13 protein-coding genes are annotated in these 15,437 nt (G+C 68.3%); 7 read left to right on the forward strand and 6 right to left on the reverse strand.

The features are described from left to right. Positions 1–6: 6 nt before the first annotated feature. Together AB0F51_RS02585 and AB0F51_RS02590 are read right to left on the reverse strand one after the other, a co-directional pair. Positions 7–423 (reverse strand): HIT family protein, encoded by a 417-nt coding sequence (locus AB0F51_RS02585; RefSeq protein WP_360272918.1) that lies wholly within the window; start codon positions 421–423, stop codon positions 7–9. Further along, entirely contained in the window at positions 423–2,330 is a 1,908-nt protein-coding gene (locus AB0F51_RS02590; protein WP_360272921.1) for a Na+/H+ antiporter, read from the reverse strand. Before AB0F51_RS02590 ends, AB0F51_RS02585 begins: the two co-directional genes overlap by 1 nt. Positions 2,331–2,460: 130 nt before the next feature. On the opposite strand from AB0F51_RS02590, the gene AB0F51_RS02595 reads away from it, so the two are divergent. Next, complete coding sequence (locus AB0F51_RS02595; protein ID WP_360272924.1) at positions 2,461–3,969, forward strand: CocE/NonD family hydrolase; 1,509 nt, start codon at positions 2,461–2,463, stop codon at positions 3,967–3,969. 1 nt (position 3,970) lies between these two features. Here the strand turns inward: AB0F51_RS02595 and AB0F51_RS02600 are convergent, their stop codons facing one another. Further along, entirely contained in the window at positions 3,971–4,522 is a 552-nt protein-coding gene (locus AB0F51_RS02600; RefSeq protein WP_360272927.1) for a DUF402 domain-containing protein, read from the reverse strand. Between AB0F51_RS02600 and rfbB the strand changes: the two genes are divergently transcribed. Further along, positions 4,521–5,516 (forward strand): dTDP-glucose 4,6-dehydratase, encoded by a 996-nt coding sequence (gene rfbB, locus AB0F51_RS02605; protein WP_360272929.1) that lies wholly within the window; start codon positions 4,521–4,523, stop codon positions 5,514–5,516. The two genes, AB0F51_RS02600 and rfbB, sit on opposite strands and share 2 nt — an antisense overlap. 16 nt (positions 5,517–5,532) lie before the next feature. On the opposite strand, the gene AB0F51_RS02610 is transcribed toward rfbB, so the two are convergent. Further along, the gene (locus AB0F51_RS02610; protein ID WP_360272932.1) at positions 5,533–6,042 is read right to left on the reverse strand and encodes a DUF402 domain-containing protein; all 510 of its coding nucleotides are present in this window, start codon (positions 6,040–6,042) and stop codon (positions 5,533–5,535) included. Between the two features lie 168 nt (positions 6,043–6,210). Here AB0F51_RS02610 and dxs point away from each other — a divergent pair, with 168 nt between their 5' ends. The 5 genes from dxs (at position 6,211) to AB0F51_RS02635 (ending at position 13,969) form a co-directional block, all read left to right on the forward strand. Further along, positions 6,211–8,106, forward strand: a complete 1,896-nt coding sequence (gene dxs, locus AB0F51_RS02615; RefSeq protein ID WP_360272935.1) for a 1-deoxy-D-xylulose-5-phosphate synthase — start codon at positions 6,211–6,213, stop codon at positions 8,104–8,106. 58 nt (positions 8,107–8,164) lie between these two features. Then, positions 8,165–9,439 carry a hypothetical protein gene (locus tag AB0F51_RS02620; protein ID WP_360272937.1) on the forward strand — a complete coding sequence of 425 codons (1,275 nt, stop codon included), beginning with the start codon at positions 8,165–8,167 and terminating at the stop codon, positions 9,437–9,439. A 162-nt stretch (positions 9,440–9,601) separates the two neighbouring features. Continuing rightward, the gene (locus AB0F51_RS02625; protein WP_360272939.1) at positions 9,602–10,984 is read left to right on the forward strand and encodes a hypothetical protein; all 1,383 of its coding nucleotides are present in this window, start codon (positions 9,602–9,604) and stop codon (positions 10,982–10,984) included. A gap of 72 nt (positions 10,985–11,056) precedes the next feature. Beyond that, entirely contained in the window at positions 11,057–12,538 is a 1,482-nt protein-coding gene (locus AB0F51_RS02630; protein ID WP_360272941.1) for an amino acid permease, read from the forward strand. A 120-nt stretch (positions 12,539–12,658) separates the two neighbouring features. Further along, the gene (locus AB0F51_RS02635) at positions 12,659–13,969 is read left to right on the forward strand and encodes a hypothetical protein (RefSeq protein WP_360272943.1); all 1,311 of its coding nucleotides are present in this window, start codon (positions 12,659–12,661) and stop codon (positions 13,967–13,969) included. A 3-nt stretch (positions 13,970–13,972) separates the two neighbouring features. On the opposite strand, the gene AB0F51_RS02640 is transcribed toward AB0F51_RS02635, so the two are convergent. Continuing rightward, positions 13,973–14,434, reverse strand: a complete 462-nt coding sequence (locus AB0F51_RS02640; RefSeq protein WP_360272945.1) for a vitamin K epoxide reductase family protein — start codon at positions 14,432–14,434, stop codon at positions 13,973–13,975. A gap of 4 nt (positions 14,435–14,438) precedes the next feature. Next, a complete protein-coding gene (locus AB0F51_RS02645; protein ID WP_360272948.1) occupies positions 14,439–15,347 on the reverse strand; it encodes a DUF929 family protein in 909 nt (302 codons plus the stop codon). Positions 15,348–15,437 lie beyond the last annotated feature (90 nt).

Below are 15,437 nucleotides of genomic sequence, written 5' to 3' on the forward strand. Positions count from 1 at the left end.
CAGAGCTCACTCGGCGAGTGCGCTCTGGAGTTTCTCCGCGTACTGCGCTGCGTCGGCGTCGTCGGCGTACTTCGTGCGCGGCCAGAAGAACCCGCGCAGCCCGTCGCCCTTGGTCCGCGGGACGACATGGACATGCAGATGCGGCACCGACTGCGAGACGACGTTGTTGACGGCAACGAAGGAGCCCTGCGCGTCGAACGCAGTACGGACCGCGGCCGCGACGGAGCGAGCGGCGCCGAACAGCGGCAGGGCCAGTTCGTCCGGCAACTCGATCATGGTCGCGATGTGTTCGCGCGGTACGAGCAGCGTATGGCCTTTGAACACCGGCCTGATGTCGAGGAAGCCGAGCACCTCAGGGGTGTCGTAGACCAGGTGGGCCGGGGTCGAGCCGGCGACGATCGAGCAGAAGAGACAGTCCGCCATCAGCCCAGCTTCTCGTCTACGAAGCACCAGCGCCAAGTCTCACCCGGTTCGAAGCTGCGCATCACCGGGTGCGTGGTCTCGTCGAAGTGCTTGCTGGCGTGCCGTCCGGGCGAGGAGTCGCAGCAGCCGACGTGGCCACAGTGCAGACACAGCCGCAGGTGGACCCAGGTGCTGCCCTCGGCGAGACACTCCTCGCAGCCCTCGGGGGTCTTGGGTGTGAGGACGCAGGGGGTCGAGGCCAGGTGCTCGCAGTCGCCGGTGGGCGACGGGGGAGCGGTGAGGTTCTCCGACTGCCCGCCGACATCGTCGGCCTCGGCCCGGTCCAGGATCGACTCCTCGATGTCGAGCGCGATCTGGGCCCGCTGCAGCACCTCGTCGGCGACCAGGCCGTCGTCGCGGACCTTGAGGATGTGCGCCCGCTCGGTCTCCAGCATCGCCATCCGCAGCCGGCGATAGGCCTCGCTCGGCGTCTCCAGGTCCGTCTCCGGCCGGCCGAGCCGTTCCCAGGCGGCGAGCGCACGGGCTTCACCGCGCTGCCGCAGCAGGCTGACGACCTCCGGCGGATCGTTCGGCGTGACGAGCTCGTCGAGCGTGACCTCCGCCGCGCGATGAGCAGCTTGCAGTACTGCGGCCTCCTGCAACGCATCCTCGGCCGGGTCAGGCCCGGGCAACCCCATCCGGCGTACCAGCCAAGGCAGGGTCGAGCCCTGCAGCAGGAGAGTCCCGGCGGTCACGACCAGTGCGATGAAGACCAGTACTTCGCGATGCGGCGTGTTCTCCGGAAGGATGAACACGGCCGCGAGCGTGACCACACCGCGCATGCCGGCCCACGAGACGACGGCGATCGCCTTCCAGGTGATCGGGCCCGGGCGGGACCGGCCGAGCACCTTGCGGGACAGGTAGGTGGTCGGGAAGACCCAGATCGGCCGCAGCAGAACGGTGGCCAGGAAGACGCCGATGGTGGCCGTCGCGATGGTCCAGCCCGACAACGGGCTCTCCGAGAGGTCGTCGAGGATCCACCGGGTCTGCAGGCCGATCAGCAGGAACACCGTGTTCTCGAGCAGGAACTGGATCGTGCGCCAGTTGGTCCGCTCGGAGATGCGCGAGGCCGCCGACTGGATGATCGGCGCCTTGTGGCCGAGCAGCAGTCCGGTCACCACCACCGCGAGGACCCCGGAGGCGTGCACGTAGTGGTTCTCGGCCGCGACGTACGCGATGAACGGGGCGGTCAGGCTGAGCGTGGTGTCCAGGACCGGGTCCGTGAACCGCCTGCGCACCTTGGCCAGCACGATCGCGACGATCAGGCCGACCGCGACGCCGCCACCGGCCGCGCGGAGGAAGTCCAGACCGACGTGCACGAAGGTCGGCGCGATCAGGGCGGCGGCGATCGCAGTCCGCAGGCAGACCAGGGCGGTCGCGTCGTTGAGCAGGCTCTCGCCCTCGAGGATCGTGACCACGCGCCTCGGCAGGCCGACCTTCTTGGCGATCGCGGTGGCGGCGACCGCGTCGGGCGGCGCGACGACGGCACCGATCGCGAACGCGGCCCACAGGGGGAGGCGCTCCTGACCGTCAGCGACGGCGGGCGCGCCGAGCAGCCAGTAGGCGACCAGCCCGACCCCGACCGCGGTGAAGGCCACCAGTCCGACGGACAGCAGGCCGATGGATCGCCGGTGCTTGGAGAAGTCCACCAGGCTGGTCTTGATCGCTGCGGAGTACAGCAGTGGCGGCAGGAAGCCGACCAGGACAACCTCGTGGGACAGCTCGACCCGGGGTACGAAGGGCAGGTACGACGCCGCGACGCCGACGACGACGAGCAGCAGGGGCGCCGACACCCCGATTCTTCGGGCGAGCGCGGCCCCGGCCGCCACCACGGCGACGAGGGCGACGATCTCGATCGCGATATGCACGGCCACAGTGTCGCAGGGGAGGACCGGCCGGCACGGGCCGGTTCGCCCACAGCGGAGCACAGGATCTTTTCGGGCCGTCCCGGATGATCTAGCGTGTCCGCACCGGAACACCGTGCTCACTGGGGGTTACATGCGCCGCCGTACCGCCGCCCGCCTGGTCACTGTCCTCGCCCTCGTCACCCCAGCGCTGGTGCCGGCCACCGCGCAGGCGGCGACCGTCACCACCACGAACGCCTGCGTGACCAGCGTGCCCGAGCCCGGTACGACGACGCCGGTGCGGATCTGCTACTCGCTCTTCCAGCCGGCCGGTGCCTCATCGACCCACACCGTGCCGCTCATCATCCACGGCCACGGGTGGGGCGGGAGCCGGACCAAGGACCCGGCCGCCTTCAAGTCGTGGCTCGACGCCGGGTACGGCGTACTGAGCTTCGACCAGCGCAGTTTCGGCGAGTCGACCGGGGTCGCGCATGTGATGAACCCGGAGCTCGAAGGCCGCGACGTGATCAAGCTGGTCGATCTGGTCGCCTCGCTCGACTGGGTCACCAAGCAACGCCCGGGCGACCCGCTGATCGGCGCGATCGGCGGCTCGTACGGCGGCGGCTTCCAGTTCGCCGGCGCGTTCACGGAACTGCGCGACAAGGGCCGGACCCGCTTCGACGCGTTGGCGCCCGAGATCACCTGGTGGGATCTCAAGGAGAGCCTCGCACCGGACGAGGCGGCCCGGACGATGTGGTTGTCGATCCTGTTCGCCGGCGGCGGCAAGAATCTCCCGCCGGCCGTGGCGGCGGCCTTCGTCGCGTTGGTCACGACCGGCCAGTGGCCGAGCGGGCAGGCCGGTCGCGACCTCGACGCCTTCTTCGCCAAGAACGGCCCGGCCTGGCATGTCCGGCAGGGCCGCAAGCTCGACATCCCGGTGCTGATCGGGCAGGGCCTGTCGGACAACCTGTTCAACCTCAACCAGGGTCTGAAGAACTTCGACCTGGCGCTGACGCCGCGTGCCCGCGCCAAGTCACTGCTCGTCGGCTACAACGGCGGCCACGCCCTTCCCAGCGTCGTTCCACCCGGCTTCGTGACTCCTGGCGACCCCTGCTCGGTCGCACTGGGCAGTCCGTCCTTCGGCGCGCTGGCGCAGCGGTTCATGGCACTCAACCTGAAGGGCGAGCAGACCGGCCTGCGCGGCTTCGGCAACTACCACCTGGCCACCGCCGACGGTCGTTGCCTGACGCAACGACACTTGACCGCGAACACGCAGTACCGGCTGGGCCGGATCAGCACCGCGGTGCCGGTGTCGACGGTTCTGGCGAAGGGGCCGATCACCGTCGCCGGGGTGCCGCGGCTGAAGGCACGGGTCAGCAGCTTGCTGCCGGATGCGGGCGCCTTCTTCGCGCTCAGCGTCGGCACGACTCCGCTGGACGCGAAGATCATCCAGAACAACACGATGCCGCTGCGCGAACCGCGCGTCGTCCGCGGCGTCAAGCGGACCGTCGACCTGCCGGGCATCGCGGTCGACGTACCGGCCGGCAAGTCGCTGTTCCTCACCGTCTCGCCGGTCGCCGACATGTACGCCGGCCAGAACGGCCGCCTGCCGAACCCGCTACGGCTGGACGACGTGACCGTGCGTGTCCATCAGGTCCGCTGACTCAGCGGACTTTGTCCAGCCAGGTCTTGTAGATGGTGAGGAACGGCTCCTCGGAGACGACTGCGGTGACGAGTCGATCCGCGGTGGCTTGCGCCTGTTCGATCACGTCGGCGGGGTAGCCGTACTTCACCTGGTGCTCGGCGAACTCGTCCTCGTCGTCGACATAGATCGTGCCGTCGCGTTTGCGGACCACGTCCAGGTCGAGGTCGATCATCGTGAACACGTCGTCGCCGAACTCGACCGGTGTGGTCACGTCGATGTAGATCTCGGTCGAGCGCGGCTCGTCGTTGAAGAGCGCGGTGAACCAGCCGTCCCGCGGGAACAGCTGGACGTGGGCCTGCTCCTGCGTCACCTCCGGCTCGTCGCCGCGCTGGGACACCGAGTTCGGCGGGGCACCCAGCCAGACGCCGTACTGGTCCTCGCCCAGGTACTGCATCCACTGGTGCCAGTGGAGCTTCTCGTCGTACTTGCGATAGACCACCCGGACGTTCCGCATGCCGTCACCGTACCGGCGCGGCCGGTCACTCCACCGCTGGAATATCGTGACCGGCATGCAGCGGATGCTGGTCACCGGCGGCGCCGGATTCATCGGGGCGAACTTCGTGCACGACACCGTGCGGAGGTTCCCCGACGTCGCGGTCACCGTGCTCGACGCGCTCACGTACGCCGGGAGCCAGCGCAACCTCGACCCGGTGTCGGACCGGATCACCTTCGTCCACGGTGACATCTGCGACGCGGAGCTGGTGGACGGACTGGTCCAGGACACCGACGTGGTCGTGCACTTCGCGGCCGAGTCGCACGTCGACAACTCACTGAACGACCCGTCGCCGTTCGTCCGCACGAACATCCTCGGCACGTTCACGCTGCTGGAAGCAGTACGCCGGTACGACAAGCGGCTGCACCACATCTCCACCGACGAGGTCTTCGGCGACCTCCCGCTCGACTCCGACGATCAGTTCACCGAGCAAACGGCGTACGACCCGTCCAGCCCGTACTCCGCCAGCAAGGCGAGCTCCGACCTGCTGGTCCGCGCGTGGGTCCGCTCGTACGGCGTACAGGCCACCATCTCCAACTGCGCCAACAACTACGGCCCGTACCAGCACGTCGAGAAACTCATCCCACGCCAGATCACCAACGTGCTGCTCGGCGACAAACCGAAGCTGTACGGCGCCGGCGACAACGTCCGCGAGTGGACCCACGTCGACGACCACAACGAGGCGGTGCACCGCATCATCGCGGCCGGCCGGATCGGCGAGACCTACCTGATCGGCTCGGGCGACGAACGCAGCAACCGCCACATCATCGAGAAGATCCTCACCCTGATGGGCCACCCCGCCGACGCCTACGACCACGTCCCCGACCGCCCCGGCCACGACCTGCGCTACTCCAACAACACCACCAAACTCCGCACCGAACTCGGCTGGCACCCCACCTACGACTTCGACACCGGCCTGGCCGCCACCATCACCTGGTACCGCGAAAACCCCACCTGGTGGAAACCCGCCAAATCCACCACAGAAGCCATATACAAACTCCTCGGCCGCTGACCAGCGACCTCGAGCCCTAGAGGCCGCCGAGAGCGCGGAGTTTGTCCAGGTAGGTCTGGTAGGTGGTGGTGAAGGGTTCGGAGGTGGCGATGTTGGCTACTACCCAGGCGCAGGTTGCCTCGGCGGTGGCGATGACTTGGGGTGGGTAGTTGTAGAGCTTCTGGTGGGTCAGGAACTCGTCTTCGTCCATCACCTTGATGGTGCCGTCGCGGAGGAGGCGGACGTCCAGGTCCAGGTCGACGGCGGTGACCGAGTCGACGCCGAAGACCGGGGGCATGGTGATGTCGCAGTAGATGCGGGTGAGGTGGGGTTCGTCGTTGAAGAGGGCGCTCCACCACTGGCCGCGCGGGTACAGGCGGACGCGGTGGTGGTCGATGGTGACCCACGTGCCGTCGGCTCGCTGGGCTCTCGAGCCGGGGAGGGAGCCGACCCAGAGGCCGTGGTCGTCCTCGCCGAGGTTGATGGACTCCAGGAGACGGTGCGGCGTGCCGTCGTACTTGCAGAAGAGAGTCCTCACCAGTTCCACACGATCACAGTAGGTGAGGTCGGCATCACAAGCGAGCAAGCTCACCGGCGGGGGTGGACGCGGAGCGTGCTGGAGTGTGAGAAACGCATCGTGACGGCTGCCGGGTTCGGTTTCGTCGCTGTCCGTGCATAGACTCAAGCGTTCGAGGACAACCTGCGGAGGAGCTCGATGGGCGTGCTGGAGACGGTCGGAGGGCCGGCGGACCTCAAACGGATGACCGAGCCCCAGCTGCGTGAGCTGGCCTCGGAGATCCGCGACGTACTGGTCGAGACCGTGTCGCGCACCGGTGGCCATCTCGGGCCGAACCTGGGCATGGTCGAGATCACGCTGGCCATGCACCGCGCGTTCGACTCGCCGCGGGACCGGCTGATCTACGACACCGGGCACCAGACGTATGTCCACAAGCTGCTCACCGGCCGGGCGGCCGAGTTCGGCACGCTGCGCCAGGAGGGTGGCCTGTCGGGGTACCCGAGCCAGGCCGAGTCCGAGCACGACATCGTCGAGAACAGCCACGCGTCGACCTCGCTCTCGTACGCCGACGGCCTGGCCAAGGCGTACCGGCTGCGCGGCGAGGACCGCCACGTCGTCGCGCTGATCGGTGACGGCGGCCTGACCGGTGGCATGGCCTGGGAGGCGCTCAACAACATCGCCGCGGCCAAGGACCTCAAGCTCGTCATCATCGTCAACGACAACGGCCGCTCCTACAGCCCGACCGTCGGCGGCCTGGCCACCCACCTGACCAGCCTGCGCGTCAACCCGCGGTACGAGAAGATCCTCGACCTGGTCAAGAAGAACCTCGGCCGTACGCCGTACGTCGGCCCGCCGATGTACGAGGTGCTGCACGGGGTGAAGAAGGGCCTCAAGGACGTGCTCGCCCCGCAGGGCATGTTCGAGGACCTCGGCCTCAAGTACGTCGGCCCGGTCGACGGTCACGACCGGCAGGCGATGGAGGACGCGCTCACCCGGGCGAAGGCGTTCGGCGGCCCGGTGATCGTGCACGCGGTCACCCAGAAGGGCTTCGGGTACGCCGCTGCCGAGCAGGACGAAGAGGACAACTTCCACCAGGTCCGGCCGAAGAACAAGCCGCGCGGCTGGACCGACGTGTTCGCCGAGGAGCTCGTCCAGATCGGGCACCGCCGGCCGGACGTCGTCGCGATCACGGCCGCGATGCTGCACCCGACCGGGCTGGCCGCGTTCGCGCAGGAGTTCCCCGACCGCACCTTCGACGTGGGGATCGCCGAGCAGCACGCGGTGACCAGTGCCGCCGGCCTCGCGATGGGCGGCCTGCACCCGGTCGTCGGTCTGTACGCGACCTTCCTGAACCGTGCCTTCGACCAGTTGCTGCTCGACGTCGCGCTGCACAAGTGCGGCGTGACCTTCGTGCTCGACCGGGCCGGCGTCACCGGTGACGACGGCGCGAGCCACAACGGCATGTGGGACATGTCGCTGCTGCAGGTCGTGCCGGGTCTGCGGCTGGCCGCGCCGCGCGACGGTGCCCGCGTGATCGAGCTGCTGAACGAGGCGATCCAGGTCGACGACGCCCCGACAGTACTGCGGTACGCGAAGGGTGAGGTGTTCCCCGACATCGACGCGATCGACCGTGTCGGCGGGTGCGACGTGCTGGTCCGGACCGGTACCGACGTGCTGCTGATCGGGATCGGCTCGATGGCCGCGACCGCGGTGGACGTTGCCGGACGCCTGCAGGCGCAGGGATTCGGCGTCACCGTGGTCGACCCGCGCTGGGTCAAGCCGGTCGATCCGAAGCTGATCGAGCTGGCCGGCAAGCACAAGTTCGTCGTCACGATCGAGGACAACGGCCGGGTCGGCGGATGCGGTGCCGCGATCTCCCAGGCGCTGCGCGACGCCGGGGTCACCACCCCGGTCCGCGACTTCGGCATCCCGCAGGAGTTCCTCGAGCACGCCAAGCGCGACGCGGTCCTGCAGCAGATCGGTCTGACCGGTCAAGGGCTGGCCCGGGACGTGATTGAGATGATCGCCAAGCATCAAGGAGACGCGATCAGCAGTGAGTCAGACACCGCGAGCGGCAGGCCGGGCGGCGCCTGACGGGGGACCGGCGAGGGGTCGTCACTCCGCGACTCCCCGGCGGCACCGCCTCTGGCCGGTGCTGCTGTCGCTGGTCCTGGTCGCCGGTGCTGTCGCCGGTGGTCTTGCCCTGCACCGGTCCGGTGCGGGCACGGCCGGACAGACAGGTGTCACCACTGTGCAGACGACCGGCCCGACGGAGGTCGACGAGACCGCTCGCGCGGCCGGCGTGAACAAGGTGCTGGCCCGTCGTGCCCAGGCGGTCCAGCAGAACGATCCGGCCGAGTTCTTGCGCGACGTCGATGCCACGAACAAGAAGCTGGTCGCCCGGCAGAAGATGCTGTTCGCGAACCTTCAGCAGTTCGGTTTCCAGAGCCTGCGTTTCGACCAGCTCAGGGAGCAGTTCGACCAGCGGCTCGTCGACAAGTACGGCCCCTCGACGTACCTGGTCGGGGTGGCGATGACGTACCAGATCAAGGGGATCGACGCCCAGCCGGTCCGGACGATGCTCGGCTACACCTTCACGCAGAAGACCGACGGCAGCTGGTTGCTGGTCTCGGACTCGGACATGGATCATCTGCTTCCGCGTGGCTCCCACCAAGAGGCGTGGGATCTCGGCGAGGTGCTGGTGAAGCGGGCTCCGCGAGTGCTGATCGTGGTCGAGCGCGACCAGGCGAAGCTGGCCGGGGCGCTGGCAGCCAAGGCGGTCAGCGCAGTACGGGCTGTCAGTAAGAGCTGGCCTGGTGGCTGGACCGGGTCGGGAGTGGTGATCGCGCTGGACGACAAGGTGGTCCGGGGCGCCGACTACACCGTGCCGAAGAACGCCGAGGACGCCTTGGCGATGGCGACCTGGGTCTACCGGACGTTGCCCGGTGAGAAGACGGCGATGGGGGAGCGGGCCGACTCGTACGTCGTGATCAACCCGCGCAACCGGGCCAAGGTGGACGCGCGCACGCTGGCCCACGAGTTCACGCACGTGGCGAGCGCGTCGTACGGGGCGTTCGCTCCGCGCTGGCTGGTGGAAGGCGCGGCGACGTACATCGAGTTCCTGCCGATGGATGGCGCCAAGGATCTCGCGATCAACAAGTACCGCGAGGAGGTCAGGTCGCTGTACCTGGCGAAGGCGAAGGCGCTGCCGGCCGACGGAGTGTTCTTCAAGAACTCGAGCAGCTCGTACCCGCTGTCCTGGCTGGCGGTCGACTACCTCTTCACCAAGTACGGCGGCATCGAGGTCGGCACCCTCTACCAGGAACTGGCCGCCCTGGGCTCAACCCAACCCGAACGCAACCGCATCATGCTCGAACACCTGGGCCTCACCGAAAAAACCCTCTTCCAAGCCCTCAAAGCGGCATGAAAGGCGCGAGCGCGGGCACTTGATTTTTCAACGACAGCAGGGGGAGTGGTTGGGTGGAGAGGGTGTGTTGGGGTGTGTACGGCGTGTCGGTGGTGGATCTGGCTGGAGCGAGTAGGGTAGCCGGGCTGTGACAGACGGGCGGACCGGAGGAATCGACCCGACGTGAGTTTGACACCACCTAGCGCCGCCCCGCCCGGCGCTGAGGTTTCGCCCCACGGGCCCCGCCGCTGGCTGGGCCTGCTGATTGCCGTGGCCGTGGTCTCGGCCGGGGTTGTGTACGCGGTCGAGGACCGTGAGCGGGATGCCCGGGACGGGCCGGTCGCGCCGTTGACCACGCCGCCGGTGAGCCAGCCGAACCGGGGCACCAAGCCGCCGTCCAAGACGGCCGCCGCGGTGATGGCCCGCCGGATGGCCGTCGACACGATTCTGCTGCGCCGGGCGAAGGCGGTCCGGATCGTCGACGAGCGGATGTTCCTGCAGGACGTCGATCCGGCGAACAAGAAGCTTCGGCAGGCCCAGAAGGTGCTGTTCGCCAACCTGGTCGAGCTCAGCTTGCAGGAGATCGGTTACAGCCAGGCCGAGGAGCGGTTCGACCAGGCCGCGGTCCGCGAGCACGGCTCCTCGGCGTACCTGGTGCGGGTGCTGATGCGGTACCAGATCCCGGGCGTGGACATGACGCCGGTGACCACCGAGCTCGGCTACACGTTCGTGCAGCGCGGCGGCCGCTGGATCATGGCCGACGACAACGACCTGGACAAGGACCTCGGTCCGGGCGCGCACCAGGAGCCCTGGGACCTCGGCCGGTTCGAGGTGCATCGTGCCCCGCGGGTGCTTGTCCTGGTCAACAAGGGTGACACCAAGAGCGGCCGCGCGATCGTCGGCGAGGCGACCGAGGCGCTGACCGAGGTGACCACCTACTGGCCGCGCAAGTGGCGTGGTTCGGTTCTGATCGCGGCGCTGGACGACACCGAGGTCCGGGACGCGCGGTTCGCCGACGAGGACATCGAGTCGGCGGCCAGTGCCGGTTCGACCTTCTCGTCCCTGCCCGGTCAGGAGACCGCGGACGGTACCGTGGCCGGCGCCTACATCGTGATCAACCCGAGGGAACGCGAACGCGTCGACGAGATCCTGCTGTCGCACGAGATCACCCACGTGGCGACCGCGGATTTCGGCGGCTACGAGCCGTTGTGGCTGGCCGAGGGCGCCGCGGAGTACGTGTCCTGGCGCGGGATCGAGGCGATCAGCGGACCGCGCGAGGTCGGCAAGTGGGAGCAGGAGGTCATCGACGAGGCGCTGCCGCAGCTCACCGCCCTGCCGTCGGATGCCGGCTTCTACCAGAGCAGTGCCGACGTGTACGGCGTGAGCTGGCTGGCCGTCCGCTTCCTGGTGAAGCGGCTGGGGCTGGCCGCCGTCGCGGACCTGTACGAGGATCTGGCCCGGCACGGAACCGACCAGGCCGCGCGCGATCGGATCCTGTTGACCCGCACCGGATTCACCGAGGCGACGCTGTGGATCTACCTCAAGGAGTACGTGCCACAACGCTGAGTGGCGGTTTGACCTCGTGCCGTCAGGCGGGCAGGCTCGGAGGGTTCCGTCCGAGTACGAGGAGGCGTCCAGATGAGTCTGTTGCGAACCAAGACGATCGAGCAGTCGATCGCGGACACCGACGAGCCGGAGTACCAGCTCAAGAAACGCCTCACCGCCCTTGACCTGACCGTCTTCGGTATCGGCGTCATCATCGGCGCCGGGATCTTCACCCTGACCGGCCGGGCCGCCAAGGCCTACGCGGGTCCGGGGATCGCGTTGTCGTTCGTGCTCGCGGCGATCTGCTGCGGCCTGGCGGCGTTGTGTTACGCGGAGTTCTCGTCGACGGTGCCGGTGTCGGGTTCGGCGTACACGTTCTCGTACTTCTCCCTGGGCGAGATCTTCGCCTGGATCATCGGCTGGGACCTGCTGCTCGAGTTGATGCTCGGAGCCAGTGTGGTGGCGCAGGGCTGGTCGTCGTACGCCGCGTTGTTCCTCGAACAGATCGGGCTCGGCTGGCCGGAGTCGATCGGCCCGGAGAGCGACGTGAACGTGCTGGCCATGCTGCTGGTGCTCGTGCTGGCAACGCTGGCGACGATCGGCATCAAGGAGTCGCTGCGGGTCAACCTGGTGCTGGTCGCGGTGAAGCTGTTCGTGGTGCTGTTCGTGATCATCGCCGGACTGTTCTACATCAAGGGTTCGAACCTGACCCCGTTCATCCCGCCGGGTGTGCCGACCGAGACCGGTGAGGTGACGATCACGACCCCGCTGTTCCAGGCGCTGTTCGGGATCGCGCCGTCAACGTTCGGGGTGATGGGCCTGGTGTCCGGTGCGTCGCTGGTGTTCTTCGCGTTCATCGGCTTCGACGTGGTCGCGACGACCGCGGAGGAGGCCAAGAACCCGCAGCGCGACCTGCCTCGCGGCATCATCGGGTCGCTGGCGATCTGCACGGTGCTCTACGTGCTGGTCTGCATCGTGATCACCGGCATGGTCAAGTACACCGACATCCACAGCGAGGCCGCGCTGGCGGAGGCGTTCCGCTCGGTCGGCCGGCCCGGGTTCGCGACGCTGATCTCCGCCGGTGCGGTGGCCGGTCTGACCACCGTCGTGCTGACGCTGATGATCGGCGCCGCGCGAGTGCTGTTCGCGATGAGCCGCGACCACCTGGTGCCGGCCAAGATCGGCAAGACGCACGCGAAGTTCGGTACGCCGTACCGGCTGACGATCGGCATCGGTGTGGCGGTCGCACTCGTGGCCGGGCTGACCCCGATCGGCAAGCTGGAGGAGATGGTGAACATCGGCACGCTGGCCGCGTTCACCCTGGTCTCGATCGCGGTACCGCTGCTGCGCCGCAGCCGGCCGGACGTTCCGCGCTCGTTCCGCGTGCCCGGCAATCCGGTGGTGCCGCTGCTGGCCGCGGCAATCTGCATCTACCTGATGCTGAACCTGACCCTGGAGACCTGGCTGCGGTTCGGCATCTGGATGGCCATCGGCTTCGCCGTCTACTTCCTCTACGGCTACCGCAAGAGCCGGGTCGGCCACACCGAGCGCACCGGCGAGAGCACCTCGGCCTAGCGACTGGAGCTGTTCGGCCGGGAAGGCGCCTCCGAACCTGTCCTGCACAACAAGCCCCACCGGGCGAATTTCGGGAGTAGTATCCGTCCGGCCAGGACCGGGGTGGGCAAGGAGCAGGACATGGTGATGCAGCGGGGGCGCCTTCTGGCGGGCGCGGCCGCGCTTGTGCTGGCGGCTGCCAGTGGGACTGTTGTCGCGACCAGGTGGGACGACGGAGTCGCTCCGGGCGGTTCGGCGACCGCTGCTGAGAAGTCCTCCCGGGCCCAACCGCAGGCGGCTTCGCCGAAGGCGCGCAAGGCTGCCCTCGACGTGATCCTGGCCAAGCGGGCGACGGCGGTGCTGCGCGGTGATCTGAAGGGGTTCCTGGCCTCGGTCGACCCGCAGCAGCCAAGGTTCGTGGCCGAGCAGCGGGTTCTGTTCGGCAACCTCCGGCAGTTCCAGTTCACCACTCTGCGGTACTTCGTCGCCGACGAGCGGCTGGCGCCGACGATGGAGGAGAAGTACGGCAAGACCGCCTTCTCCACTCGGGTGATGATGCGCTACCAGCTCGCCGAGCTCGATCCCCGGCCGGTGCAGACCGATCTCGGTTACACCTTCGTGGTGCGGGCCGGCCGCTGGATCCTGGTCGCGGACGACGCGATCGAGGCGAACCTGAGTGAGGACGGGCACCGCCAGCCGTGGGACTTCCAGCCGATCACTGTGTTCCGTCGCGGCCGGGTGGTCGTGGTGGTGGACAAGAGCGAGGCCGCGCTCGGCCAGAAGATCGGCGGGGTGTCCCAGACCGCGGTCGCCGCCGTACGCCGGCACTGGCCGCGACCCTGGAACGGCGCGGTGATGGTGGTGGCGATGTCCGAGCCCCGGGTGATGTCGCTGCACTGGACCACCGGCACGGGCAAAGGCTGGACCATCGCGGCCAAGGCGGTCACCCTGTACGACGGTGAGCCGCTGACCACGCAGTCGGCAGCTCCCGTCGGCAGCCGGATCGTCATCAACCCGGCCGTGCGCAAGGATCTGGACGAAGACCTGCTGGTGCACGAGATGACCCATGTCGCGACGGTCCCGATCGGCGTGCTGGCGCCGGTCTGGCTGGTCGAGGGCGTCGCGGAGTACGTGCGGTGCCGGTCGATCGAGGACGACCCGCGGTGGACCGTCGATCCGTATCGCAAGACGGTCAGGTCGAAGTACCTGCCGTCGATGACGGTGCTGCCCGGCGACGCACAGTTCGACGCGAACGGGGACCGGTCGTACGGGCAGGCCTGGTGGGCCGCGGAGTACCTGGTGTCGACCGAGGGGGTCAAGGGGATGGCGGCGCTCTACACCGATCTCGCGGTGCACAACACCGGCCCGGCGTCGTACGCCGCGATCGTCAAGAAACACACGGGGAAGACGCCGGCCCAGCTGGTGACGGCGGTGAAGAAGTTCAAGAGCTGACGGTCAGTCCTCGATCGGTGGCAGCGCCTGGCGGACCACGACCAGGCCGAACAGCACGATGGTGAGAGCGTGCACGACCGTGCACCACAGGCAGATGGCGTCGATCTGGAAGAGCTCGGCCCAGATCAGGTAGCAGACGAAGACGACACCGGCGGCGACCGCGGCCAGCCGAAGCCAGCTGGGCCACGGGGACGTCGTACGCCAGAGCGGTGGCAGCGAGAGCACGGTCATCGCAGCAAAGAAGCCGAGCCCCAGCAACGCAACCGGGATGCCGAGGAGCTTCGAGTACTCGCTGCTGGTGACTTTGCCGCAGTTGATCACGCCGGTGTTGGGGCAGGAGAGTGTGGTGCCCGCGGTGAAGTGCTCATACGTCAGGTAAGCCGCGACGACGAGCCCGGCGACGGACAGGACCAAGGTCGTCCAGGGCAGCCAGCCAAGCGGTTTGCGGGTGGCGGTCTCGCTCACTTGGTCAGCTCTTCCCGAGTTTGCCGGCGGCCGTCTTGACCGCGTCCGTCGAACACACGGCGGCCGGCTGGTTCTTGGTGAGCTGGCACAGGGCCGCGGTGTAGACGTTCGCCGAGCCGTCGATCGCCTGCGCGATGGGGTTCGCCGGGTCCTTGAGGGCGGTCGCGATCTCGCTCTGGGTCTTGCCGGCCAGCACCTCGGGGGAGAAGGTCGCGCCGGAGTTGGCGAACTGTCCGCCCAGGTCGATGAACGGGATCGACCCCGCGCTCTTCACGTACGGCGGTTGGTTGAACGTGTCGAAGGTCTTCTGATCCTCGGCCGTCAGCTTGTCCAGCGGGGCGTACCGGCCGTTGACCTCTTCGTTGGTGGTGGTCTCCACACCGGTGAAGGCGAGGTACTTGCTGGTGAAGCTCGCGCCGTGGAACGAGAGGGTGGCGGTGTTGGGATAGACGTCGGCGGCCGCCGAGTGGGTCGTGCCCAGGTTGCTGAAGGTCCCGAACCGGGAGAGCGCGACCGTGACGGGCCAGCGCTCCGCGGCGCAGAACGGGCAGAACTCGGCGCCGACGTACAGGACCTTGGGCTTGCCGTCGGGGGACAGCAGGTGCGGCGCGGTGATGGCTGACGGCGCAGCCTGTACTCCGTCGCTGCCTACGGCCGCGAAGGTCTCGGCCGGGATACTCGCCAGCGTGGAGATCAGGTTCGTGTCGGCCGCCCCGGAGGGCCCGGCGCTGGTCTCCTTCTTGCCGCCACCGGCGAGTCGCACGGCGACCAGTCCGCCGATGACGACGAGGACCACCGCCACGGCCCCGACGGCCAGCAGCAGTCGCCGCCGACGCTCAGCCCGCAACTGCGTGGCGTGCAACGCCGCCGCCTTCTCGCGCGCCTGAGACTTCTGTTCCGCACCCTTGCTCATGTTCTCCCCAGTTCGTCACGTCCACCAGGACAACTGGTCACGGCCGGAGGAAGTTCCGGGCGCCATGTTGCGAACAGACAAAGGTTTGCT

Source organism: Kribbella sp. NPDC023855 (genome assembly GCF_040639475.1).
Taxonomy (GTDB): domain Bacteria; phylum Actinomycetota; class Actinomycetes; order Propionibacteriales; family Kribbellaceae; genus Kribbella.

Coding starts and splice junctions, on each gene's coding strand:
- AB0F51_RS02585 (WP_360272918.1), bottom strand. CDS start 423: ATGGCGGACTGTCTCTTCTGCTCGATCGTCGCCGGCTCGACCCCGGCC.
- AB0F51_RS02595 (WP_360272924.1), top strand. CDS start 2,461: ATGCGCCGCCGTACCGCCGCCCGCCTGGTCACTGTCCTCGCCCTCGTC.
- rfbB (WP_360272929.1), top strand. CDS start 4,521: ATGCAGCGGATGCTGGTCACCGGCGGCGCCGGATTCATCGGGGCGAAC.
- AB0F51_RS02600 (WP_360272927.1), bottom strand. CDS start 4,522: ATGCCGGTCACGATATTCCAGCGGTGGAGTGACCGGCCGCGCCGGTAC.
- dxs (WP_360272935.1), top strand. CDS start 6,211: ATGGGCGTGCTGGAGACGGTCGGAGGGCCGGCGGACCTCAAACGGATG.
- AB0F51_RS02630 (WP_360272941.1), top strand. CDS start 11,057: ATGAGTCTGTTGCGAACCAAGACGATCGAGCAGTCGATCGCGGACACC.
- AB0F51_RS02635 (WP_360272943.1), top strand. CDS start 12,659: ATGGTGATGCAGCGGGGGCGCCTTCTGGCGGGCGCGGCCGCGCTTGTG.
- AB0F51_RS02645 (WP_360272948.1), bottom strand. CDS start 15,347: ATGAGCAAGGGTGCGGAACAGAAGTCTCAGGCGCGCGAGAAGGCGGCG.